Below are 20,533 nucleotides of genomic sequence, written 5' to 3'. Positions count from 1 at the left end.
AATTAATTTCTAGCTATTACTTTTGTCTTGACTGGCAATTTTGTACCAGCTTTTCTAAGTGCTTCTTTTGCTATTTCATCAGAAACTCCGTCAACCTCGAAAAGAATTTTTCCAGGCAAAACTTCACAACAGTACCCTTCTGGTTCACCCTTACCCTTTCCCATAGGAACCTCAGCAGCCTTTTTTGTAAAAGGTCTATCTGGGAAAATTCTTATCCAAACTTTTCCTGTCTTTCCAACTGTTCTTGAAGCAACTTTTCTGGCAGCCTCAATTTGTCTTGAGTTTATTCTGTTTGGACTTGTAGCCTTTAGACCAAAAGATCCAAAAGAAACAGCTGTACCTCTTGTAGCAATTTTACCGTCAAGAGACTTTCTTCCTGTTTGCCATTTTCTAAATTTTACTTTCTTTGGTAACAACATAAGCAAAAAATTAATTTACATTCTTATCAGCGTCAGCAAATACAAGACCTTTGTAAACCCAGACCTTTATACCAATATCTCCATAAGGAAGACTTGCTCTTTCTCTTATGAAATCAACATCAGCTCTAAATGTTTGTAGTGGGATAGAACCCTTCTTGAATTCTTCTTTTCTAGCCATTTCTGCTCCTCCAAGTCTTCCAGAAAGAACGATTCTTACTCCTTTTACATTTCTTTGTGAAGAAACTTTTTCTACTGCTTGTTTAGCAACTCTTCTGAATGGGATTCTCTTTTCTAATCCTTCTACGATTGAAGCTGCGATTATAGCAGCGTCGCTGTCAGGGTTTTTTGTTTCAACGATATCTAGCTTGAACTCATTGTTAACCTTGATACCTTTCTTTGAAAGATTCTTGATTATTTCTGCTCTAAGTTTTTGTGATCCCTCACCTTGTCTTCCGATAACCATACCCGGTCTTGAAGTGTTGATGATTACTCTTGTAGCTTTTTGGCTTCTTTCGATTTCAACTAGAGAGATGAAGTGTCCTTTCATCTTTTTTGAAATAACATCTCTTATGACAATATCTTCTTTTAGATTATTGAAATATTTTTTAGGATCACTGAACCACCTGCTTTTCCAGTCTCGCAGTATTCCTAGTCTATGTGCATATGGGTGTACTATCTTTGTCATAATATTATTTGTTTTCTTTTTGTTTTAGTTCCACTGTAACGTGAGCGTTTCTCTTGTTGATACGGCTAGCTGAACCTCTAGCTCTTGGTCTGAATCTCTTGAATACAACACCCTTGTCTACTCTCATAGAAGAAACTACAAGATCTTTCCCGTCTGTTCCAGAGTTTGCTACAGCTGACTCGATAAGCTTCTTTAGTGGGTCTGCTGCTCTCTTTGTCAAAAAGCCAAGAGAAACAAGCGCTTCTCTTACGCTTTTACCTTGAAGAGACCTTGCTACAAGTCTTACTTTTCTAGGTGATTGTCTGTAGTTTTTTAGTGTTGCTTTCATAAATCAAACTTAACAATTTATTTCTTATCAGAAGCTTTTGCTGCTTTTGCCGCTGAAATTTCTGCTTCTCTTTTCTTCTGTTCTAGTTCTTTTTGCATCTTACCTCCATGTCTTAGGAACTTACGTGTAGGAGAAAACTCTCCTAGTCTGTGTCCAACCATGTCTTCAGATACAAGAACTTCTATGTGTTGTCTTCCGTTGTGAACTCCAAAAGTGAATCCAACCATCTCAGGACTTATAACACAAGCTCTTGACCATGTCTTAATAACACCAGTGTCGCTTGGCTTCTTTCCTTCTATTTTCTTGAGAACCCTAGGGTCCACATATAGTCCTTTCTTTAGTGATCTAGTCATGTATAAAAAATGCCCTTAAACGAGGCAACGAGACGATATTATCAGAAGCCGGAGCTAATGTCAAATAAATATTAAGGAAATTAAGGGGTTTTCTGAGAAATAGCCAAAAGTCCACAAAAAATACCTAGAACAATCAAAAAAGCCAGCAAATGCTGGCTTTTTTGGCTTTTTATCTCTTCTTTCCTGTCTTTCTTCTTGAGACAATAAGGTTGTTTGAGTACTTCTTTGGAGTTCTTGTTTTCTTTCCTCCTGTGATTTTACCCCATTTTGTCTTAGGTCTTCTTGTACCTCTTCCTTGTCTACCTTCACCTCCACCGTATGGGTGATCTACTGGGTTCATGGCAGTACCTCTAACTGTTGGTCTTATACCCTTCCATCTACTTTTTCCGGCCTTACCCCAGTTTTGTAGTTTGTATTCAGGGTTTGAAACTTCTCCTATAGTTGCCCAACACTTATCTTGAACTTTTCTAACTTCAGTTGAAGGCATTTTCAAGTTTGAGTAGTTGTTGTCATGCGCTACAACTTGAATAAATGTTCCTGCGCTTCTAGCAAGCTTTGCACCTCCATTTGGTTTTATCTCAACATTGTAAACAAATGTACCAACTGGAATATTTTTTAGCGGAAGTCTGTTTCCTGGCTTTATTGGAGCTTCTTCTGAAACAATCATCTTTTCTCCAACCTTGATAGATTGAGGAACGATAACGTATCTTTTTTCTCCGTCTGCATAAACAGCTAGTCCGATAAACGCATTTCTATTTGGATCGTATTCTATAGTCTTGATTGTTGCTGGAATATCTTTCTTGTTGTACTTGAAATCTACAAGTCTGTAATTTTTCTTGTTTCCACCTCCCTTGTGACGAGTTGTTATCCTACCTTGGTTGTTTCGTCCAACGCTTTTTTTACCTCCTTTTACTAGAGATTTTGTAGGCTTGTCACCAGAAAGTACTTTCTTGTACTCAACTGTAGACATTTGTCTTCTTGATGGAGTTGTTGGTTTATACTTTTTCATATTTAAATTATAGAACTGTTATGGAGTCTCCTTTCTTGAAATATACGACCGCTTTCTTGCCACCACTTTTCTTTCCCAAGTTACCTCTTCTAAAGATAGTTTTTGGTTTTATAGTAGTAACGCTTATCTTTACTGGTGTTTTCTTGTAAAGAATTTCGATAGCTTCTTTGATTTCTGTCTTTGTACTTCTAGGATTTACATCAAATGTGTAAGCATTTTGAGCAACTCCGAAAGAAGCCTTTTCTGTAACTCTAGGGTTCAAAATAACATCTCTAGGATCTCTTCCAGAAACTATTTTTGCTTTCGATACTTCTTTTGTTTTGTCTTTTGTAGCCATAATATTATTTCTTGTTTACTTTAGCTTGTAGTGACTCAACAAACTTTTCTGGATTAGCAACTATAAGATATCTTCTGTTTGCAAGCTCAAGAGCATCTAGAGAAGAAACATAGTCCAAAGAAACCTTTGGTATATTTCTGAAAGCTAGGTGTGTACCTCTGTTAGTTTCACCCAAAACGATATAACCAATTGGCTTTCTAGCTGCCTTTAGTTTTTCAAAACCAGAAACAGTTGCTATGTTTTTTAGAACTTGATCAGCACCCTTTGTCTTACCGTCTTTGATATCGAGACTATCGATAAATATAACTTCTCCGTCTTTTAGCTTCTTAGAAAGAAGAGTAAACAGTGCTTTTGTCTTTGCTTTCTTGTTTATCTTTCTAGAGTAGTCCTTTTCTTTTCTTGGTCCATGAGTAGTACCTCCACCAACCCATATTGGGCTTCTTGAAGAACCGTGTCTTGCTCTACCTGTACCTTTTTGTCTCCAAGGCTTCTTACCACCCCCAGAAACTTCTCCTCTATCTTTTGTATGAGCAGTTGTTGGTCTTCTGTTAGCTGCCATAGATAGAAGTGTCTCGTGAACAAGATCTCCATTCCAAGAAAGACCAAATATCTCTACTGGAAGTTCTAGATCTTTTACTTTTTTACCTTCTTGATTGTATATTGGTGTTTTCATATTTATTTCTGTACTACTCTAAGAACTGTACCCTTTCTACCTGGAAGAGCACCTCTTATAACTAGTTCTTTTGTTTCATTGTGGACAGCTACGACCTCTAGGTTTTTTACAGTTATAGTATCTGTACCCATTCTACCTGCCATTCTCATACCTTTCATAACTCTCTGAACACCACCAGCTCCGATAGAACCTGGCTCTCTCTCTGAGTGCTTTTGTCCGTGACTTCTTCTTCCTCCGTGAAAACCGTGTCTTTTTACAACACCTTGGAAGCCTTTACCTTTTGATGTTCCAGTTACTTGTATAACGTCTCCTTTTTCAAATTGTGATACATCTAGAGTATCTCCAATATTTACTCCTTCTACAGCTGGGATCTCTTTTACAAAACGGAAATTACCCTTCTCGCCGAAGAGTCCCTTTTGAGGCTTGTTTATCCTCTCTGCTTTTTGATCACCAAATCCAACAACGAAGGCTTGGTAACCATCTTTTTCTGTGTTTTTCTCCCTAAGAACAGAAGCAGGCATAACCCTTACCACTGTTGCTGGGTGGACCTTACCTTCTTCATCGAAGTATTGGGTCATTTTATCTTTTGTAGCGAATAATATCTTCATATAATTTGGAATTTCGGAGTATTGCTTCACGCCTAGCAAAAGCTAGGCGTGAAGATTTCTCCTTTTGTCAGAACTAATAGAGTCCAAACAGTGGGCCTTAGATTACATCATTTTGACGGAAACATCAACCCCTGATGGAAGTGCTAGGTTTGTGAGTGCCTCAACCACCTTTGCATTTGGATTCAATATATCGATAAGTCTCTTGTGAACTCTTATCTCAAATTGTTCTCGTGAATCCTTGTACACGAAAGATGATCTGTTAACAGTGTACTTTTTGATTTCTGTAGGTAGTGGAACTGGTCCTCTAACAGTAGCATCATATCTACGAGCTGTATCTATGATTTGCTTTACAGAAACATCTAGTACCTTATTTTCATAGGCACGAACCTGTATCCTAAGCTTAGAAACAGCTTCGGATTTCGATGCTTTAGTTTTTTTTGTTTTTGTCGTGCTTTCAGTCATAAAGAGCTAAATAATTTGATAATGATTAGGTTAGTGTTAGGCGATGACCTTTGTAACAACACCGGCACCAACAGTCTTTCCACCTTCTCTTATCGCAAATCTTTGTTGTTCTTCTAGAGCAACTGGTACAACTAGTTTTGCTTTTAGTTTTACAGTGTCACCAGGCATAACCATTTCTGTTCCTTCTGGAAGAGTAACTTCTCCTGTAACGTCTGTAGTTCTTACGTAGAACTGAGGCTTGTAACCGTTCATAAATGGAGTGTGTCGTCCACCTTCTTCTTTTTTAAGAATGTAAACTTCACATTCAAATTCTGTGTGAGGATTTACAGAACTTGGCTTTGCAAGAACTTGTCCTCTTGTTATGTCGTCTTTCTTGATACCTCTTATAAGGATACCTGCGTTGTCTCCAGCAAGACCTTCTTTTAGTTGCTTGTTGAACATTTCAACTCCAGTAACTGTAGTCTTTGATGTTTCTTTGATACCAACGATTTCTACTTCTTCTCCAACTACAACCTTACCTCTTTCGATTCTACCTGTAACAACAGTACCTCTACCTTCGATAGAGAATATGTCTTCGATAGGCATAAGGAATGGTTTGTCTACTTCTCTTTCTGGAAGTGGAATGTAAGTATCTAGAGCTTCGATAAGTTCCATAACTTTCTTAGCCCATTCGTCATCGTTTGAAGCTGATTCAAGAGCCTTAAGACCTGATCCTCTTATAACAGGACAGTCTTTGTCGAATCCTTGCTTCTCTAGAAGCTCTCTTACCTCTTCTTCAACAAGGTCTAGAAGATCTTTGTCATCTACCATGTCACACTTGTTTAGGAAAACGATTATCTTAGGCACACCAACTTGTTTTGCAAGAAGGATGTGTTCTCTTGTTTGTGGCATAACACCGTCTGTTGCTGCAACTACGATAACAGCACCGTCCATCTGAGCTGCACCTGTAATCATGTTCTTGATGTAGTCAGCGTGACCTGGCGCGTCAATGTGAGCGTAGTGTCTTGTTGGTGTCCAGTATTCGTTGTGAGAAAGAGAAATTGTTATTCCTCTCGCTTTTTCTTCTGGCGCCTTGTCGATTTGATCGACACCTTTAATAGCTGCACCGTATTCTCCACCTGCTCTAGATAGAACGTGCAAAATAGCCGCAGTAAGAGTTGTCTTACCGTGGTCAACGTGACCAATTGTACCTACGTTTACGTGAGGTTTTGATCTGTCAAAATCTGCCATAAATTTATTTTAGTCTTATAACGTCTACGTATTTCGCGAACATACGAGAACTCAGTACTCGCGGAATACGACGACGAAAAGAACGATTTAGTTAATTGATTAGTAATATACGACTAGTAAAAAAACGCGTAATTCGCGCTAGAACATATTAGCGAAATAGAGTCGATAAGTCAAGAGGAAAAAGCCTAAAAATGCTCAAAAAAGAAAAAACCGGGAGCTAACCGGTTTATTGGAAAATTTCTTCGAGATCTTCTTTCCAGAAGATATTTGCATAATCTTCCGGTTTTAGAGATTCTCTCTGCCAATCAGGTTCATAACCGAGTCTTTCTTTGGTGAACTTTCTTCTGGCCATAGCTGTATCTATCAACCCTGGTTCAGATATCAAAATGGTATTGTCGATATCTTCTCTCTTTTTTTGGGCAACCCACTTGCGTAGGTTTTTCATAGCGTAAGCATAAGCTACTTCACCGAACTTTTCGATATCAGAGTCAGAAAAAAGTTTTTCGTCGGCAATGTGAGATCCGACAAATTTGAAAACCACCCCTTTTGGTTTGAAAACTTCTTTGAAAGAGTCGTAAAACCTCGCCTTTGAGTCGAAGTTAGCTTCGGAAATCTTTGATATCGCAGAGAGCAAACTCGGGGACTCGTTGTCCCACTCAAAGAAACCTGCTGCTCCTACAACAAGATCAATTTTCTTGTATTGAAGTTTGATGTCAGAGATCATCATTTCCAAATTTTCAGTGTCACGAAGATCAACTGAGAAAGTTGAGACGTTTTCTCCTAGATCTTTCTTTAGACTTGAGAGTTTTGTCTTGTCTCGGCCAAAGCAAATCACATGGAAGTCTTTTTCTACAAGGAGCGAAGCTATAGCTCCGCCGATCTCGCCAGTCGCACCGACTACTATAGCTGTTTTCATGTCTTTGTTCATTTTGAAATCATACTACACTAAAAACAAAATTGCACAAATAAAAAAGCTACCCCTGGGTAGCTTTACAAAACATTTTCTTCGATGTTTTTAATGGAAATGTTTATTTTACTTATAACCCTTTTGTTACAATACTTATTTCTATCAGCCCCAATGCAAATAAGGAACTTCAATATTTCCTCGTAATAACTTAGAAGATATTTGTCTTTTGTGCGCATATACAAGCGCACATACTTCAAATACTCCTGATTACCCTCAAATTTTGTACTGGTACCTTCTACAAGATCCCTAAAAACAAGGATAAGGTGTTGTCTTTCTATATCAACAGAGGCGCCAGATCCTTGTGTATGAAAAGGGAGATCAAAAACATTTCCAGTAATCAATACAAAACGAAGATGTTCCAGTAACCTAGCAGATGGCTTTGTGGGCCACGTTATAAGGTCAATAAGAATTTTGTCCAATTCTTTTTTATTCGGATGCTTTTTTCTTTTTGACAAAATTGTACTTTTTATTTAAACAAAAGATTACACCAAATCAAAAAAACCGCAAGGCGCGGTTTTTTTGATTTATTTTTATATTATTTTCTAGATTTTATGATTTCCCACCCAAGGCGAACAGGCATCCGCAACGTTTTGTGGAACCCCAGAACAAAAGAACCGCATGAATTCATGCGGTTCTTTGTACGGGGCGAGAATTGATTATCTAGCCTTTTCTAATTTCAATTATTTACGTGATTTGATTATTTCATCCGCAACGTTTTGTGGAACAATATCATATCTTAGGAATTCCATGTTGAATGATGCTCTACCTTCAGTCATAGATCTAAGTGTTGTCATGAATCCGAACATTTCAGAAAGAGGAACAACAGCTTTTACAACTTTGTTCATACCTCTATCTTCCATACCTTCGATAAGACCACGCTTAGAAGAAAGGTTTCCAGAAACGTCTCCCATGAACTGGTCAGGAGTTACAACTTCTACCTTCATCATAGGCTCTAGGATAACTGGTCTAGCTTTTTGACAAGCTTCTTGAATAGCCATAGAAGCAGCGATCTTGAACGCCATTTCGTTTGAGTCAACTTCGTGATAACTACCGTCATATAGATCAACAGAAACATCTACCATCTTGAATCCTGCAAGTATTCCTCTGTCTAGACCTTCTCTAAATCCTTTTTCACAAGCAGGAATGTATTCTTGTGGAATAACACCTCCCTTGATGTTGTTGATGAATTCGAAGTGGTCTTCTCTCTTTACGTTCTTCGGTAGTTTTTCTATATCTTCCTTTGTCATCTTCTGATCTAGTGGTTTTACTTTGATCTTTACGTGACCGTAGTTACCTCTACCTCCAGATTGTTTGATGTATTTTCCTTCTACATCAGCGTCACCTGTAATTGTTTCTCTATAAGCAACTTGAGGTTTACCGACAACTGTTTCTACTGAGAACTCTCTCTTTAGTCTGTCTACGATTATGTCTAGGTGAAGTTCTCCCATACCAGCGATGATTGTTTCGTTTGTTTCAGAGTCAGTTGAAACTCTAAATGTTGGGTCTTCTTGAGCAAGTCTAGAAAGTGACATACCGAGTTTCTCTTGATCAGATTTTGTCTTTGGTTCGATTCTAAGAGAGATAACTGGTTCTGGGAACACGATTCTATCTAGTTCGATTGGGTGTTCTTCGTCACAGAGTGTGTCAGATGTAATAGTATCTTTTAGTCCAACAGCTGCTGCGATTTCTCCAGCGTAAACTTTCTTTACTTCTTCTCTTTGGTTTGCGTGCATACGCAAGATTCTACCGATTCTTTCTTTTGAACCAGTTCTAGGGTTGTAGACATAGCTACCAGCGGAAAGGGTTCCAGAGTAAACTCTGAAGAATATAAGTTGTCCTACAAATGGATCTGTAGCAACTTTGAAAGCAAGTGCAGAAAGAGGTTCTCCGTCTTCTGTCTTTCTCTCTACTACCTCTTCTGTTTCAGGATCAATTCCTTTTACAGGAGGAACATCTAGAGGAGAAGGAAGAAAGTCAACAACTGCGTCTAGAACTAGTTGAACACCTTTGTTCTTTAGGGCACTACCGCAATAAACAGGAAAGATCTTGTTTGCGATAACTGCCTTTCTAAGTGTTGCTTTTAGAACAGCTAGTTCTGGCTCTTTGCCTTCTAGATAGTCGTTCATCATAGTCTCATCGTTTGAAACGATAGACTCTACAAGTTCATTTCGGTATTTCTCAACTTCTTCTTTCATGTTTTCTGGGACATCACCTTCTATGATTTCGTCTCCCATTTTTCCTGAGAATCTGTAGCTTTTTCTTGTAAGAAGATCTACTGCACCTTCGTGCTGATCTTCTAGTCCGATAGGAAGCTGCATTCTAACTGCACTCTTTGAAAGTCTATCTATAATAGATTGATATGACTTCTCAAAAGAAGCACCTGTTCTGTCTAATTTGTTTATAAAACAAACTCTTGGCACGTTGGCTTCGTCGGCATATCTCCAGTTTGTTTCTGATTGTGGCTCTACACCAGCAACACCGTCAAACACAACAACTGCTCCGTCCAAAACTCTCATAGATCTTTTCACCTCAACTGTGAAGTCGATGTGTCCAGGTGTGTCGATTATGTTGAACCTAAATTTGCTTTTTTTGTCTTCTTTGTCGCCTACGTATGTAGGTGTCCAGAAACAAGTAGTAGCAGCAGAGGTAATAGTAATACCTCTCTCTCTTTCTTGTTCCATCCAGTCCATTGTAGCTTCACCTTCGTGAACCTCACCAATCTTGTGAGAAACACCGGTGTAGTACAAAACACGCTCGGAAGTAGTAGTTTTTCCGGCGTCGATGTGGGCAATAATCCCAAAGTTCCTTACTTTTTCTAGTGGATAATCTCTTTCCATCCCGTTACGAAATAGGACGCGGACCCTTACCTATAGTGCGGGTTTTATCCTAATTTCCAATTAAAATAATAAATTGACCTTGATTTTTATTTGCATGATCGCGTCCGCTATTTCGTACGGGATCCGTGAATAAAAACCTACTAAATAAAAAATGACCCTTTCCTAAGTCAAGGCTATATTACGCCAAAAAGTTAGTTTTGGCAAATAAAAAGCGCGGTTTAAACCGCGCGTAGTGCATCCTTGAGAAAAATGCTTTCAAAATCCCCGTTTCTTTTCCATGGAAGAAACCATCCTATCTTGTCCTTGTCCATGTTCTTGAGGAAAAAAACGGCTTCCTCTAGAGTGTTGGCGTGAACAATAGAGTTCAATTTATTGAATCTCCTTTCGACAGATATGTCTTCTCCTACGACAACAGCAAACGAAACCTTTTGATAGATAAGTTCCCTTATTGGTAAAATATCTTTTTTTCTCATGTTTGATGGTAAACCATATGTTATGAGAACCAAAGATCCGTCTTTTACCGAATTACTGCTTAGAAAAGAGAATATTTGATTTACTCCCTCTCCAAAAGAAGAGTGGTCTATAACGACCAGACCTTCCTTTTTGATCAAAAAATTCTCTGGGTTTTCTGGAGGGGAAAAAGCTTCTTTTAAAAAAGAGTTTGAAAGGTTATGGCTTTCGTCGGCAACGATTTGCACCAAACTTTTTCTCTCTTTTTCAATTCTCACTGGCGGGTCTCTCTTTATTTCTTTTATAAGGAGACTCTCTGAAGGGACAGGGTGCCCATTCTTATAAATTTTGAATTCTCCCATTTTGGTTCTTTTTTTGTAAATCTACACCCAACACCAAAATTTTGCAAATAAAAACCTCCCAACAGGGAGGTTTTTATTTTTTGACTTTTTAGTTTATTACCAAGCGAAGTGAGCAAATGCTTTGTTTGCTTCTGCCATTCTGTGAGTATCTTCTTTCTTCTTTACAGCAAATCCTTCGTTGTTTGAAGCTTGCAAGATTTCTTCAGCTAGCTTTTGTTCCATAGGCATACCTTTTTTGCTTCTTGCTCCTTCTAGTATCCATCTTATAGCAAAAGCTTGTCTTGCTTCTGGTCTAACCTCTACAGGAACCTGATAGTTAGCACCTCCGACTCTTCTAGATCTAACTTGAGTAAGCGGTCCAGCGTTCTTTAGAGCTAGATCAAACACTTCGATAGGGTTTGGATTACCAGTTTTTTCTTTTATGATATCAAGCGCACGATAAACTATTCCTTCTGCAAGAGATTTCTTACCGTCCCACATAACACTGTTTATAAGCTTAGAAAGTTTTTCTGAAGCATAAACTGCGTCTGGTCTTGGCTTGTTTCTATTTGTAACTTTTCTTCTCATATCTATCTAAATATTATTTGTCTTTCTTAGGTCTTTTAGCACCGTATCGGCTTCTTCCTTTTCTTCTCTTTTCTATACCTGTTGTGTCAAATACACCTCTAACTACGTGATATCTCACACCGATAAGGTCTTTTACTCTACCTCCTCTTATAGCAACAACTGAGTGTTCTTGTAGGTTGTGTCCTTCTCCTGGAATATAAGCTGTAACTTCTTGTCCATTTGTTAGTCTTACTCTGGCGATTTTTCGAAGCGCTGAGTTAGGCTTTTTAGGAGTAGTTGTTGTAACTTTTGAACAAACACCTCTTTTGAATGGTGCTGGGTAGAAAACTGGCTTGTTTTTGATGTGGTTAAAACCCCTACTTAGTGTAGGAGATTTTGACTTCTTAGTCTTTGATTTTCTGTTCTTTTTTATTAGCTGATTTATTGTCGGCATATTTAATCTAAAAAACGGGACCACTTAAAGCCACGTCCGAGATACTCTACTATATATCTATATTTTTTGCAAGCAAAACCTGAAAGAATAAGGCTTATTCACCTTCTGGAGAGGTTGGCTCTTCGAACTCTACTGGTATTTCCTCCTCTACTACCGGTAACTCCTCTATAACTTCTTCTATAGGCTCTTCCTCTATGACTTCGTCTTCTACTGCTCCATCTTCTACTGCCTCTTCCTCTATATTGTCTATTTCTTCACCCAAAACTTCTCCTTCGCCATCTTCTACATCGCTCTCTTCTTCATTACCACCAGAAGATGATCCTCCGCCTACGTATATAACAGTGTTACTTCCACTATTTTTTTCTAGGAGATTCTTTAGGTCATTCTTGTCGATACAAACATCTTCCAGACAAAGTTCTTCTGTAACAAGTTTCTTTGAAAATATTTCTGCAATACCATTTGCTCTATCACCAAGCCAAGAAACCAAAGTGTTATAAAAACTTCCTTTTGTTTCTATGTCGAAAGAATTGATATCTGTGATTTCTTGATCCAATTCTTGTATTGCTTTTACTAGTGTCCAAGAGTTTGGGAGGTCAACAGTATAGTATCCGTCTGGACCAAGATTTACTATTTCTGGATGAGTTTTGAGAGCTTCTTGCGCAATAATTCCCACAAGGTGATCACCCGAAGCAATAACATCATATTCTCTTATCCTGTATTTTCGGAGAGAAGAAAGTACGGAGTCTGCATCTTCTATATTTGTCTTTAGTCTTTCATCAGAAGAACAACTTACTGTTTCGGCTCCAGACTCTGGATTGTGTAGACAAGCACCGTCAGAGTCTCGCAGAGAAAACAAGTCGGTGTCTACCGATGCATTTTCTACATCTAGAAGATAGTCCGGTGTCGAATCCCCGATACCAGTATCCCCCGCCAAATAATTGTCAGCAGTTCCAGACATATATAGGTTCCACTTGTTTCCACCAGAAGAAACTTCTCCAACAAAACCAAAGTTGCTTGTACCTATAGTCAGGTCTTCTGTATAGAAGCCGTAGTAAGTGTTTATAGTTGGTGAGCCAGAAGAAGAATTTGTTCCGTTGTTTGCATAAAAGTTATACATACTTCCAACAGTGCCAGTCCAAGAACCAGAAGTGTTTATAGTCGATCTGTTGGCGATAAGGTTTGTCAAAGTTATCCCCGAAGCAGAGCCGGCTATGTTCATGTTGTTATTTATAGCAAATATGTTTGAGATGCTAGTTGTCGGTTGGATTGTGTTGTTTGTACGAATAGTTTGAAACGTAGTACTTGGAGAAAATAAGCCGCCAAAATCCAGAACCGCGCTCGGAGATTCTGTTCCTATACCAAATAAACCTTCTGATGTAATTATTGCCTTGGCAGTAAGTGATGTAGAACCTATGTTTGTTGTTCTAAAAGAGATATTTGTTCCAAAAGAAGAATCATCGAAGTCTTCTGCGGCGATCATTCTAATTGAGCCAGTAGAAGAAGCAGAAAATCCAGTGTCTCCATAACCAGCACCTGCAAACTCTGCGATTATATCGTTTTGAAGTGTATTACTTGGCGAAGCGGTTGTACCGTTTACTGATCTACCACCAAAGACTGGTTTTTTACCAGCATATGCATCTATATTTATAACTCCATCAGAAGTAGCGTCGACAACTGATATCTCAAAACTTGGAGTAGTTGTTCCGATACCAAATCTGTTATTTGTATCATCCCAGAAAAGTTTAGAGTTATCTTGAGCAAGATTACCAGAAGAATCCGCAAAAAGTATAGAGCCACTTGTAGAAGAACCTATTTCGTCTCCTATGCTTAGAGGTACGACGCTACAATTTGTATCTCCCGGAGAACAAGTTGGGTTTAGAGTTTCCCCTGCAGTATATTTTGAAGAAGGAGGAGTTGCATAAGAAGAGTACACAGCAAAACAAAAGAACCCTATCATAAGTAGCGTTACAAAAATCTTTGCTCTTCTAAACATACACATATTGTAACACCAAAATTAGTGTCAAAATAACAGAAAAATTAGTTTTTAACAGTTAAGTTCTTAAAAAGATATTTTTTGGTCTATATAACCAGTTTTTGCCTCAAAACTGCTTGTTTTGTGTACTTCTTGATAAGTACCGTCATCTAGTTTTTTGTCGATAGTTAAGTAATATGTTCCCTTTCCTACTAGTAGATAGAATGCTCCATTTTTATTTGTAGGTTTTTTACCAATCATCATGCCGGTGTTTGCGTCATAAACTTTTACAATAGCAAAAGCAAGTGGTTCACCTCCAAAAATTATTCTTCCTTGTGGTTTTGGTCTCAAAACAGTTTCTTTCAAAAATAGCATGACTACGTATAGAGACATTATGATTATGTTATACAAAACAGGAGAAACGGTTGTAGCAATTATAGAAATAGCAAAACCTAGAACAAACAACACGTCTGAAAATACTGCCAAGAATTTATCCATTCTAGAGTAGAATAGATTCAGATTTTTTTGACTCTTTGCATATTCATTCCAGTCAAAACCAACTGGATCCATAGGAATGTTTTTTGTAATAATAGATTCATCACTTGTGATTTCAAAAATTTCTCCGTGATATATATCGTTATAAAGTTCGTCTTTGTCTTTGCCGGCCATAAGACTAGACGGAAAACTATAGTGAGTTTTACCAGGTACTACTCTGTATCTACCACGACTAACAAAGAATCCGTATCTACCGTCAATATCAGTTATAGTGCTCCCAACTTCGCTATTCATCTCGTCAAAAAGAGTAACGTAAACCGGGTCTAGTGGTTGCTTTGTTACAGCATCATATACAACACCCCAAGGTTTGTTTTTCTTTCTTATACCAAGAGCAGTCAAAAGAAGTGACCAAAGTCTAACTGGTATCAAAACTATCTCAGATATAGATAGAGGGTTGGCAAACATTACAGATATCATAGAAGAAATACCTGCAAAGATAATACCTAGAGTTGTTACTATTTTTACAGTTGTATCTCCTTCTGGAGAAGACACTATGTTTTCAGCAAGCGAAAGTGTGGAGATTATTATATCTTCAAGTATAGAAATGCTACTCAAAACTGCGTCCGAAAAAGGATTGAAGTTATCTGGAACATTGTCCTCAGTAGGAAGAGGAATATCTGGTTCCTCTATAGGAGGAATTGGTGGTACGGGAGTATCTATATCTGGGCTAGAGATGTCTCCATCGTTTCCAGGATTATCATTGTTGTTTATAGGAGTAGTATCTCCAGAATCTACTGGTGGATTCTCTACAGTAGGAGGTATTACGGGCGGCTCTTCTGTTGTAGTAGAAGATCCGCCACCAGATGAACCTCCGCCGCCGCCAGATGCACCGTTAGATGTCCACTGTGATCTAACTTTGTATGTGTCACAGAGTGTTGATTCGCTACAGTTGAAAGCAATCCATCCAACTTTCTCGCTCCATGCATAACCGTGCCAATATCCGTCAGAATCTATTGTTACTCCACCATTTGTTGGAGCAAAGTTTATCCATCCTAAATTTTCTCCCCAGGCGTAGCCAAGAAGTGTTCCGTTGTTGTTTTCTACACCCTCATCACCAGAAGGATCGAAGTTTATCCATCCATAATTTTCACTCCATGCATAACCGGTAACAGAGCTATTGTAAACATTTACACCGTAGTCGGTTTTCATATTTATACGACTACTATCTTCCAGTATCACTGCATACCTGTAATCATCGTATATTTCTGCTGCAAAAACTTTCGAAAAAGGCAGTGCTATAAAACAAGTCAGAATAAAAATTTTTAGTAAGTTTTTTCTAGAAAAAATATACATAAGTTCCTATATCTAAAATTATACAAGAAAATCAAATATTATGCTCACAAAAGAAGAAATAAAAGGCCACAAGAAAATAACGAAAGCAATAACCAATAAAAAAGAATACTTTTCAAACTTATAAAGAATCATTTCTCCTCTAGCTCCGAAAAATGAAGCTAGTATTTTAGACCCATCAAGTGGAGGAATAGGCATAAGGTTGAAAACTGCCAAAATAATGTTGATCATTATAATGGAAGAAAATATATATGTTATGGCGATAGAGGCTAATCCAATTATTGCAAAAAGTTTTAAAACAAGCGCAAAAACAACCGCCACTGTAAGATTCACAAATATACCTGCAGCAGAAACAAGAAAAAGTGCACCCTTTTTACCTCTTATGTTGTTTGGATTATAAGGAACCGGCTTTGCCCAACCAAACAAAAAACCTGTCCCGCTAATAACAAGGAGTGCCGGCAAAATAATAGAGCCAAACATATCTAGATGTTTTATAGGATTGAGAGTCAGTCTCCCCTGATAATACGCGGTCATATCACCGAGTTTATAAGCCACATATCCATGGGCGACTTCATGTATAACTACAGAAAATATAATTATTGCTATAAGAAAAATTGACTCCATAATCCATAAAACTACAGGCTATTGCCTTGTATCAGTACTTATGATAACATAATCCCTCGTATGGCAAAGAAATGTCCAATAACTGAAAAGTCCTCAAAAGTAGCTGGCGGATACTCAAACAGAGTTCGTGCTACTAAATTCAATCCAACTGGAAAAAAGAGGAAGTATGCAAACCTTCAAAAAAAGAGGATTTTTGTTCCTGAAATAGGAAAAACTCTGACACTCAATATTTCAACAAAGGCGATCAAAACTATAAACAAAAATGGCGCCTACAATACACTAAAGAAAGCAGGTCTTATATAAAAATCCGAGTTAGATACTCGGATTTTTTAATTTATAGAAGCGTTTCTTGTATCGACTGTTTGTGAGTTTATAACAGAAGCTTCTTTTGGTATTTCGGTTATATTATTTTCTTCTGGCTTTTCGTCTACTGCTGGTTCTACTATCTCAACTGGAGTTTCTTCTATCACCTCTTCTTCTCCAACAACCTCTTCTATTTCCTCTTTTGGAGCTTTTGGTTTTGAATTTATATTGTCCATTTCTGTTTCTAGAGAAATCAAAGCTTTGCTTATGATATCAAACGCTTGCTTGTACATATCTATAGCATCGTTTATTTCTGAGTCTTGATATAACTCGTCAGCCTTATTTGCAAGATCTCTCGCTTCCTCGAAAAGAAGATCAATAGACTCTTCGAACTCTGGATCTATCGAGCTTTGTGTCTTTGGCAAGTAATATAGTCTAGAAAAATCTGAAAATGTAGAAGAGAGTTTCTCTTGAATCGCGGACAGGTCTTCTTCTATTTTTATGCTGTCTCCTGTTTTGATTTCAGAAACTATATTGTTTGATTCCTCTACAGCTTCAGTACTTACTTCTGCCATAGATTTCTTGAATCCATCTACTATTTCTACGATGTTTTGATCATCACTATTTTCTCCGTCAGAAGAAATAGAGTTTGATTTTACTTCGATAACCTTTTCAGCTTCAGATAGAAGGGTTAGAGCCTTGCCGCTTTTTCCTTCTTCTCTCAAGATAGATACATTTTTGACTACTCTATCTTTGTGCTTCTTTACATCATCCTGAAGACTAGAAACGAGTTCTGCCTTTTGATCATTTGAAATACTTTCTTTTTCTAGAACCTTTTTTACTTCTTCAAATCTTCTTTCGATAAGTTGTGTTTCGTGAGCAGTTTTTGCTTCTGTTGTTAGTTTAAATGCATTTACAACTCTTTCGTTAACATTTGTTTTTACATTATAAAAAGTCTCTCCGGGAATAGCCTGTTCTGCAAAAGCAGAAACTGTTCCTCCAAGAGTGAAGAAAACCAAAACAACTGCACCTACAATTCTAAACATCGGGTGTGCGGCAAAAAATGAGAAACTAGAAACACTCCTTCTTTTTGAAGAAAGAATTTGATTTCTTAGTCTGATAGACCAATACATCTGATTTTTTTCATCAGATGAAAGCTTTATTTGGTTTTTTTGGTCTTTAAATGTCATGATTTTCTAATATTGTTTTTATCTTTTGAATCGCCCTGTGAAGTCTTACGGAAACAGAGTTTTCTGTCTCTCCTAAAATTTCAGAAATTTCCTTGACCGAATATTCATCAACAAGTTTCATGGTCAGAACTTCCCTATATGAAGGCTTTAGTTCTTCGAACAGCTTGATTACTTCTTCGGTAGAAATGTTATCAAATATATCTTGCTCGGTTTCTCCTTCTACGTCGAAACCTTGTTCCATAGATTCCTCTAGGGATCTATGGTTTTTTCTATCTCGGTATTCGTTTACATATAGATTGTGAGCGATTTTATAAAGAAAGCTCTTTGGATTATCTATAGCTTCTCCAGAAGACATAGTCTTCCAGAGTCTCATGAATACTTCTTGAGTTAGTTCTTTGGACCGATCTCTATCACTTATTTTGAAGACAAAGTGCCTAAAGATACTATCGGAGTAGTCCTCAAATATAGACTCAAATGTTTGTATTGTGTAGTCCTCCTCCATAACAAAAGACACTTATAAGGGGAAAATCTTACATTATCCCTAAAAGTCCTTATATTATAGCATTTTATAGGGTAAAAAGTTATTTTTGTAAAAAGTGTAAGATTTATAAATCTGTTGTGTCTTATAAAGTGTACGCCGAAAAAGGCAATCTGCCAGTCGAGAAATCGACTCTTGCGACACCGGCGGACAGGTTTAAAATATTACTAGTTTCTCGGTCTCCTATCCCGAGATAAAAGAAAAAAGCGTCTTTAGAAGGTAAGACGCTTTTTTCTTTTATTTTATATCCAAAGTATGTCCATCCGACAAAATTGTAATAGTGCCAAGTTTAGCAGTAAGTAAAGTTTCTACTTCAAAATCGTTTAATCTATCTATAACTTCTTGGTGCGGGTGCCCGTATCGATTGTTTTTACCAGAAGAAATAACGGCAATTTCTGGAGTTATTTCACGAAGAAGGGACACTCCCGTAGAAGTCCTAGATCCATGGTGTCCGACTTTCAGTATATCGACACCTTCTAAATTCTCGTTTTTCAAAAAAATATCTTCTGTCTTTAGAGTTGCATCTCCCGTAAACAAAACATCGACATCTTTATACTTCAAAACTCCAACCAAAGATCCATCGTTTCTTTCCCAATAAGAAACATCTCTGTCTGGGAAGATAACGTCGAAATAGACTCCACTTTCTTTGTCCAAAATAATATCTGTTGAACTATTTGCAACTATATACTTCACATGCTTTTCGTTTATCTTTTCTCTCAAATCTTTGTATGTTTTGGTGTCAGACTTTGTTCCGGGCTCTACAACTAAACCAACATTGTAGTTATCTAAAATATAAGAAAGTCCGGCAATATGATCTGCGTCTGGATTTGTAAGAACAACAACGTCTATATAATCATCAAAAGCTGGTATAACTTTTTTGAGTGGAGAGGCAATGTTAGAAGAAGGTCCAACATCGACAAGCATCTGATTTCCGTTTGGAGCCTCTATATATATTGCATCACCCTGCCCTATGTCCAAAAAAGATATCTCCAATATGTCAGAACTTTCTGCGTTTGTTTTTGTTGTAGAAAAAACATAAAAATAAACAAAATATATTACTGCCCCAAGAAACGCGAGGAAAATAAGTGCTGATTTAGTTTCTTTTGTAAGATTAGTCATTATTTAGATAATAAAATCTAAAGAGGCTACATACAAGCTTTATATGTTAGAATTGAAGTATTAGAATTAACACCACAAAAACATGTTTAGTCCCAAAGAGTTTAATATCCCAAAACTAAAAGGAATTTCCGAAAAAACAATAGAAGAACACATAGGTCTATATAACGGTTATGTCAAAAATGCTAACGGTATAATAGATATGATGTCCAAGCTTGATAGCGAAAAAGATCCTTATATAACAGCAGAACTCTTCAGAAGATTCAGTTTCGAATACAACGGCATGAGAAATCATGAGATATACTTCTCTTCTCTTCAAGGCGGACCAAGGGCACTTGATCCAGAAAGTACTCTTGGGAAAAGATTAATGGAACTTTTTGGTTCTTATGAAAAATTTGTAAAAGAATTTACATCCCTTGCTATGACTCGTGGTGTTGGTTGGGCTGTACTTTGGTACGACAAAAAAGAAGACAAGTTTCTAGCAAGCTGGGTGGACGAGCAACACTTGGGACAACTTGGTGGTGCTGACATGATACTTGCTATAGACATGTGGGAACACTCTTTCGTGGCCGACTATCAGCCAAGCGGTAAGAAGCAATATATCGAGGACTTTTTCGAAAATTTAAACTGGGAAGTTATTGAAAATAATTTTTCAAAACTCATATAAAAAATGAAAACAATAAATAAAAAAGACTGGTTAGTGATAATTATCGTAATTCTCAGTTTGGCAATTATATGTGTAGCTATTTTAATTCTCACAAGGAGGGGTTCACAAAACTCAAAAAATAACACGTATTCGATTCCGTTAGATTTTCCTATTCCTGAAACCCCTACCACTGAAACAGAAGTAAGTAACACTTCTGTTTCAAACGCTAGTGCAAACGAAAGTACTGGGGTTATCTCACCTTCAGATAGTGGTTGGTCATTTCAAATAAACGAAATCGAAAAAAGTACAAAATTTAGTGATGTTTATGCCGGATACCAAAAACCAATCACTCTTATAATAGAAGACCCTGTCAGCGGCGCGACTATTCTGGAAGTACAAGATTTGACTAGTAAATCAACCAACTTGAATGAACTTGTACCAAATGGAACAGAATATTACTTACGTTTTTATGATGCCACTGGAACACTCATGGAACCAGCGTGGCCAAACGTGAAAACCACTCATTAATAAAAAGCTCGGATCACTCCGAGCTTTTTATTATTTATAATCAGCATAAGA

25 protein-coding genes are annotated in these 20,533 nt (G+C 37.4%); 3 read left to right on the top strand and 22 right to left on the bottom strand.

From position 1 onward, the window contains the following. Positions 1-2: 2 nt before the first annotated feature. The 19 genes from rplP to H6791_03330 all read right to left on the bottom strand — a co-directional run bounded on the left by rplP (position 3) and on the right by H6791_03330 (position 16,161). The gene (gene rplP / locus H6791_03420; protein USN94778.1) at positions 3-419 is read right to left on the bottom strand and encodes a 50S ribosomal protein L16; all 417 of its coding nucleotides are present in this window, start codon (positions 417-419) and stop codon (positions 3-5) included. Positions 420-429: 10 nt separating this feature from the next. Continuing rightward, complete coding sequence (rpsC, locus tag H6791_03415; GenBank protein ID USN94777.1) at positions 430-1,104, bottom strand: 30S ribosomal protein S3; 675 nt, start codon at positions 1,102-1,104, stop codon at positions 430-432. Positions 1,105-1,108: 4 nt separating this feature from the next. After that, positions 1,109-1,432, bottom strand: coding sequence for a 50S ribosomal protein L22 (rplV, locus tag H6791_03410; protein USN94776.1), 324 nt, complete (start codon positions 1,430-1,432; stop codon positions 1,109-1,111). Positions 1,433-1,449: 17 nt separating this feature from the next. After that, a complete protein-coding gene (gene rpsS, locus H6791_03405) occupies positions 1,450-1,785 on the bottom strand; it encodes a 30S ribosomal protein S19 (protein ID USN94775.1) in 336 nt (111 codons plus the stop codon). Between the two features lie 169 nt (positions 1,786-1,954). Beyond that, positions 1,955-2,794 carry a 50S ribosomal protein L2 gene (gene rplB / locus H6791_03400; GenBank protein ID USN94774.1) on the bottom strand — a complete coding sequence of 280 codons (840 nt, stop codon included), beginning with the start codon at positions 2,792-2,794 and terminating at the stop codon, positions 1,955-1,957. Between the two features lie 7 nt (positions 2,795-2,801). After that, positions 2,802-3,131: a 50S ribosomal protein L23 gene (locus tag H6791_03395; protein USN94773.1), complete on the bottom strand. Its 330-nt coding sequence runs from the start codon at positions 3,129-3,131 to the stop codon at positions 2,802-2,804. A 4-nt stretch (positions 3,132-3,135) separates the two neighbouring features. After that, entirely contained in the window at positions 3,136-3,804 is a 669-nt protein-coding gene (gene rplD / locus H6791_03390) for a 50S ribosomal protein L4 (GenBank protein USN94772.1), read from the bottom strand. 2 nt (positions 3,805-3,806) lie between these two features. Continuing rightward, the gene (rplC, locus tag H6791_03385; protein ID USN94771.1) at positions 3,807-4,412 is read right to left on the bottom strand and encodes a 50S ribosomal protein L3; all 606 of its coding nucleotides are present in this window, start codon (positions 4,410-4,412) and stop codon (positions 3,807-3,809) included. Positions 4,413-4,514: 102 nt separating this feature from the next. Next, the gene (gene rpsJ, locus H6791_03380; GenBank protein ID USN94770.1) at positions 4,515-4,874 is read right to left on the bottom strand and encodes a 30S ribosomal protein S10; all 360 of its coding nucleotides are present in this window, start codon (positions 4,872-4,874) and stop codon (positions 4,515-4,517) included. A 36-nt stretch (positions 4,875-4,910) separates the two neighbouring features. Further along, positions 4,911-6,104: an elongation factor Tu gene (gene tuf / locus H6791_03375; GenBank protein ID USN94769.1), complete on the bottom strand. Its 1,194-nt coding sequence runs from the start codon at positions 6,102-6,104 to the stop codon at positions 4,911-4,913. Positions 6,105-6,330: 226 nt separating this feature from the next. Further along, complete coding sequence (locus H6791_03370; protein ID USN94768.1) at positions 6,331-7,032, bottom strand: SDR family NAD(P)-dependent oxidoreductase; 702 nt, start codon at positions 7,030-7,032, stop codon at positions 6,331-6,333. Positions 7,033-7,094: 62 nt separating this feature from the next. Further along, entirely contained in the window at positions 7,095-7,526 is a 432-nt protein-coding gene (locus H6791_03365) for a hypothetical protein (GenBank protein USN94767.1), read from the bottom strand. Positions 7,527-7,751: 225 nt separating this feature from the next. After that, the gene (gene fusA, locus H6791_03360) at positions 7,752-9,908 is read right to left on the bottom strand and encodes an elongation factor G (protein USN94766.1); all 2,157 of its coding nucleotides are present in this window, start codon (positions 9,906-9,908) and stop codon (positions 7,752-7,754) included. Between the two features lie 218 nt (positions 9,909-10,126). Then, positions 10,127-10,720 (bottom strand): hypothetical protein, encoded by a 594-nt coding sequence (locus H6791_03355; GenBank protein ID USN94765.1) that lies wholly within the window; start codon positions 10,718-10,720, stop codon positions 10,127-10,129. A 96-nt stretch (positions 10,721-10,816) separates the two neighbouring features. Further along, positions 10,817-11,287 (bottom strand): 30S ribosomal protein S7, encoded by a 471-nt coding sequence (rpsG, locus tag H6791_03350; GenBank protein ID USN94764.1) that lies wholly within the window; start codon positions 11,285-11,287, stop codon positions 10,817-10,819. 13 nt (positions 11,288-11,300) lie between these two features. Beyond that, positions 11,301-11,720 (bottom strand): 30S ribosomal protein S12, encoded by a 420-nt coding sequence (rpsL, locus tag H6791_03345; GenBank protein USN94763.1) that lies wholly within the window; start codon positions 11,718-11,720, stop codon positions 11,301-11,303. A 94-nt stretch (positions 11,721-11,814) separates the two neighbouring features. Beyond that, positions 11,815-13,713, bottom strand: a complete 1,899-nt coding sequence (locus H6791_03340; protein USN94762.1) for a tail fiber domain-containing protein — start codon at positions 13,711-13,713, stop codon at positions 11,815-11,817. Between the two features lie 66 nt (positions 13,714-13,779). Continuing rightward, positions 13,780-15,396: a hypothetical protein gene (locus tag H6791_03335; GenBank protein ID USN94761.1), complete on the bottom strand. Its 1,617-nt coding sequence runs from the start codon at positions 15,394-15,396 to the stop codon at positions 13,780-13,782. A 162-nt stretch (positions 15,397-15,558) separates the two neighbouring features. Beyond that, the gene (locus tag H6791_03330; GenBank protein USN94760.1) at positions 15,559-16,161 is read right to left on the bottom strand and encodes a site-2 protease family protein; all 603 of its coding nucleotides are present in this window, start codon (positions 16,159-16,161) and stop codon (positions 15,559-15,561) included. Positions 16,162-16,221: 60 nt separating this feature from the next. On the opposite strand from H6791_03330, the gene H6791_03325 reads away from it, so the two are divergent. Then, on the top strand, positions 16,222-16,464 hold the full coding sequence (locus H6791_03325) for a 50S ribosomal protein L28 (GenBank protein ID USN94759.1): 243 nt from the start codon (positions 16,222-16,224) through the stop codon (positions 16,462-16,464). A gap of 26 nt (positions 16,465-16,490) precedes the next feature. Here H6791_03325 and H6791_03320 read toward each other — a convergent pair whose 3' ends face one another. The 3 genes from H6791_03320 to H6791_03310 form a co-directional block, all read right to left on the bottom strand. Continuing rightward, positions 16,491-17,654, bottom strand: a complete 1,164-nt coding sequence (locus H6791_03320; GenBank protein ID USN94758.1) for a hypothetical protein — start codon at positions 17,652-17,654, stop codon at positions 16,491-16,493. Then, positions 17,644-18,156, bottom strand: a complete 513-nt coding sequence (locus H6791_03315; GenBank protein USN94757.1) for a sigma-70 family RNA polymerase sigma factor — start codon at positions 18,154-18,156, stop codon at positions 17,644-17,646. The genes H6791_03320 and H6791_03315 overlap by 11 nt, the downstream gene beginning before the upstream one ends. A gap of 273 nt (positions 18,157-18,429) precedes the next feature. Further along, positions 18,430-19,311, bottom strand: a complete 882-nt coding sequence (locus tag H6791_03310) for an MBL fold metallo-hydrolase (GenBank protein USN94756.1) — start codon at positions 19,309-19,311, stop codon at positions 18,430-18,432. Positions 19,312-19,393: 82 nt separating this feature from the next. Between H6791_03310 and H6791_03305 the strand changes: the two genes are divergently transcribed. Beyond that, a complete protein-coding gene (locus H6791_03305) occupies positions 19,394-19,975 on the top strand; it encodes a hypothetical protein (GenBank protein USN94755.1) in 582 nt (193 codons plus the stop codon). A 3-nt stretch (positions 19,976-19,978) separates the two neighbouring features. Beyond that, complete coding sequence (locus H6791_03300) at positions 19,979-20,482, top strand: hypothetical protein (GenBank protein ID USN94754.1); 504 nt, start codon at positions 19,979-19,981, stop codon at positions 20,480-20,482. Positions 20,483-20,533: the final 51 nt, after the last annotated feature.

Source organism: Candidatus Nomurabacteria bacterium, from assembly GCA_023898605.1.
Classification (GTDB): Bacteria; Patescibacteriota; Minisyncoccia; order Phycocordibacterales; family UBA9973; genus HK-STAS-PATE-34.
The sequence above is the reverse complement of the archived record's forward strand: the minus strand, read 5'-3'. Positions and strand labels throughout refer to the sequence as shown.

Coding starts and splice junctions, on each gene's coding strand:
- rplP (USN94778.1), bottom strand. CDS start 419: ATGTTGTTACCAAAGAAAGTAAAATTTAGAAAATGGCAAACAGGAAGA.
- rpsC (USN94777.1), bottom strand. CDS start 1,104: ATGACAAAGATAGTACACCCATATGCACATAGACTAGGAATACTGCGA.
- rplV (USN94776.1), bottom strand. CDS start 1,432: ATGAAAGCAACACTAAAAAACTACAGACAATCACCTAGAAAAGTAAGA.
- rpsS (USN94775.1), bottom strand. CDS start 1,785: ATGACTAGATCACTAAAGAAAGGACTATATGTGGACCCTAGGGTTCTC.
- rplB (USN94774.1), bottom strand. CDS start 2,794: ATGAAAAAGTATAAACCAACAACTCCATCAAGAAGACAAATGTCTACA.
- H6791_03395 (USN94773.1), bottom strand. CDS start 3,131: ATGGCTACAAAAGACAAAACAAAAGAAGTATCGAAAGCAAAAATAGTT.
- rplD (USN94772.1), bottom strand. CDS start 3,804: ATGAAAACACCAATATACAATCAAGAAGGTAAAAAAGTAAAAGATCTA.
- rplC (USN94771.1), bottom strand. CDS start 4,412: ATGAAGATATTATTCGCTACAAAAGATAAAATGACCCAATACTTCGAT.
- rpsJ (USN94770.1), bottom strand. CDS start 4,874: ATGACTGAAAGCACGACAAAAACAAAAAAAACTAAAGCATCGAAATCC.
- tuf (USN94769.1), bottom strand. CDS start 6,104: ATGGCAGATTTTGACAGATCAAAACCTCACGTAAACGTAGGTACAATT.
- H6791_03370 (USN94768.1), bottom strand. CDS start 7,032: ATGAACAAAGACATGAAAACAGCTATAGTAGTCGGTGCGACTGGCGAG.
- fusA (USN94766.1), bottom strand. CDS start 9,908: ATGGAAAGAGATTATCCACTAGAAAAAGTAAGGAACTTTGGGATTATT.
- H6791_03355 (USN94765.1), bottom strand. CDS start 10,720: ATGGGAGAATTCAAAATTTATAAGAATGGGCACCCTGTCCCTTCAGAG.
- rpsG (USN94764.1), bottom strand. CDS start 11,287: ATGAGAAGAAAAGTTACAAATAGAAACAAGCCAAGACCAGACGCAGTT.
- rpsL (USN94763.1), bottom strand. CDS start 11,720: ATGCCGACAATAAATCAGCTAATAAAAAAGAACAGAAAATCAAAGACT.
- H6791_03340 (USN94762.1), bottom strand. CDS start 13,713: ATGTTTAGAAGAGCAAAGATTTTTGTAACGCTACTTATGATAGGGTTC.
- H6791_03335 (USN94761.1), bottom strand. CDS start 15,396: ATGAAAACCGACTACGGTGTAAATGTTTACAATAGCTCTGTTACCGGT.
- H6791_03330 (USN94760.1), bottom strand. CDS start 16,161: ATGGAGTCAATTTTTCTTATAGCAATAATTATATTTTCTGTAGTTATA.
- H6791_03325 (USN94759.1), top strand. CDS start 16,222: ATGGCAAAGAAATGTCCAATAACTGAAAAGTCCTCAAAAGTAGCTGGC.
- H6791_03320 (USN94758.1), bottom strand. CDS start 17,654: ATGACATTTAAAGACCAAAAAAACCAAATAAAGCTTTCATCTGATGAA.
- H6791_03315 (USN94757.1), bottom strand. CDS start 18,156: ATGGAGGAGGACTACACAATACAAACATTTGAGTCTATATTTGAGGAC.
- H6791_03310 (USN94756.1), bottom strand. CDS start 19,311: ATGACTAATCTTACAAAAGAAACTAAATCAGCACTTATTTTCCTCGCG.
- H6791_03305 (USN94755.1), top strand. CDS start 19,394: ATGTTTAGTCCCAAAGAGTTTAATATCCCAAAACTAAAAGGAATTTCC.
- H6791_03300 (USN94754.1), top strand. CDS start 19,979: ATGAAAACAATAAATAAAAAAGACTGGTTAGTGATAATTATCGTAATT.